The sequence below is a fragment of the Dietzia sp. CQ4 genome, from assembly GCF_014145125.1.
GTDB classification, from domain to species: Bacteria; Actinomycetota; Actinomycetes; order Mycobacteriales; family Mycobacteriaceae; genus Dietzia; species Dietzia natronolimnaea.
The window spans coordinates 1-1,188 of the sequence record NZ_JAALDZ010000187.1 but is presented as its reverse complement, the minus strand read 5'-3'; the positions used below and the strand labels follow the sequence as shown (position 1 = coordinate 1,188).

The following is a 1,188-nucleotide window of genomic DNA, read 5'->3' as shown; positions in this document are numbered from 1 at the left end:
GCCGGGTCCGGGCCGGGCACCGGACCCGGGACGGGGCGGCGGCCAGGGACCCGGCGTGGACCGTCCCCTGGACAGGACGTATGGTCCGAGCGAGTCCGAGACCACCCGTCTCCCGGCCGCCCCCGCCGACCCCGAGACCACGGTCGAGGAGCCCGGCAGCCCGGGGGACCGGGACGCCACGCCGTCCGATCGGTCGACCCGGGCGTGGTCGGCGGTCGACGGTGACGGGCGTCGGAGCGGGTCGCGGCGACGCGAGGACAAGGAACCCGGGTGGCGTGCCCCGTGGGAACGTGACGACTGACCTCCCGGTCGGTGTCGTGCGAGAAGAGGACTGATGACAACCCCTGACCACATCCCCGCGGCCGACGCCCGGTCGAGGTCCACCGACCGCGTGTTCGACGCCGAACGCGCCGAGGCCGCGGTCCGGGAACTCCTGATCGCCGTGGGTGAGGACCCGGAGCGCGAGGGACTCCTGGACACCCCTGCCCGCGTCGCCCGCGCCTACCGGGAGGTGTTCGCGGGGCTGTACACCGACCCCGCGGACGTGTTGTCCAAGACCTTCGACGAGGATCACCGCGAACTGGTGCTGGTGCGCGACATCCCCATCTACTCGACCTGCGAGCACCACCTGGTGCCGTTCCACGGGGTGGCCCACATCGGATACATCCCGGGGCGATCCGGTGCCGTGACCGGGCTGAGCAAGCTCGCGCGACTCGTGGACCTCTACGCCAAGCGCCCTCAGGTCCAGGAACGCCTGACCGGCCAGGTCGCCGACGCCCTGGTGGACAGGCTCCAGCCCACCGGCGTCCTCGTGGTGATCGAGTGCGAACACCTGTGCATGAGCATGCGGGGGATCCGCAAAGCCGGTTCCGTGACCACCACCTCCGCGGTCCGGGGCAGCATGCGGTCCAACGCCTCCACCAGGGCGGAGGCCCTCGGCCTCCTCCGGGGTACGTGAGCCACCCGGCCGCCCCGCCGCGCCCGTCCGTACTGCCGCGCCCGGGCCGCTGCGCGGTGATGGGCATCGTCAACGTCACGGAGGACTCCTTCTCCGACGGTGGGCGGCACCTCGCCCCCGAGGCGGCCCTCGCCCATGCGCGTCGTCTGGTCTCCGAGGGCGCCGACCTCCTCGACGTCGGCGGGGAGTCCACGAGGCCGGGCGCGATCCGGGTCGATCGGACCGACGAG

2 protein-coding genes and 1 pseudogene are annotated in these 1,188 nt (G+C 73.2%); all 3 read left to right on the top strand.

What is annotated here, in order from left to right:
* A pseudogene (locus G6031_RS11375) lies at positions 1–301 on the top strand (cell division protein FtsH); the annotation flags it as partial.
* 33 nt (positions 302–334) lie between these two features.
* On the top strand, positions 335–958 hold the full coding sequence (folE, locus tag G6031_RS11370) for a GTP cyclohydrolase I FolE (protein WP_179524473.1): 624 nt from the start codon (positions 335–337) through the stop codon (positions 956–958).
* Between the two features lie 59 nt (positions 959–1,017).
* Positions 1,018–1,188 (top strand): dihydropteroate synthase (locus tag G6031_RS11365; RefSeq protein WP_182653320.1); only part of this gene is annotated, 171 nt, incomplete at its 3' end.

Coding starts and splice junctions, on each gene's coding strand:
- folE (WP_179524473.1), top strand. CDS start 335: ATGACAACCCCTGACCACATCCCCGCGGCCGACGCCCGGTCGAGGTCC.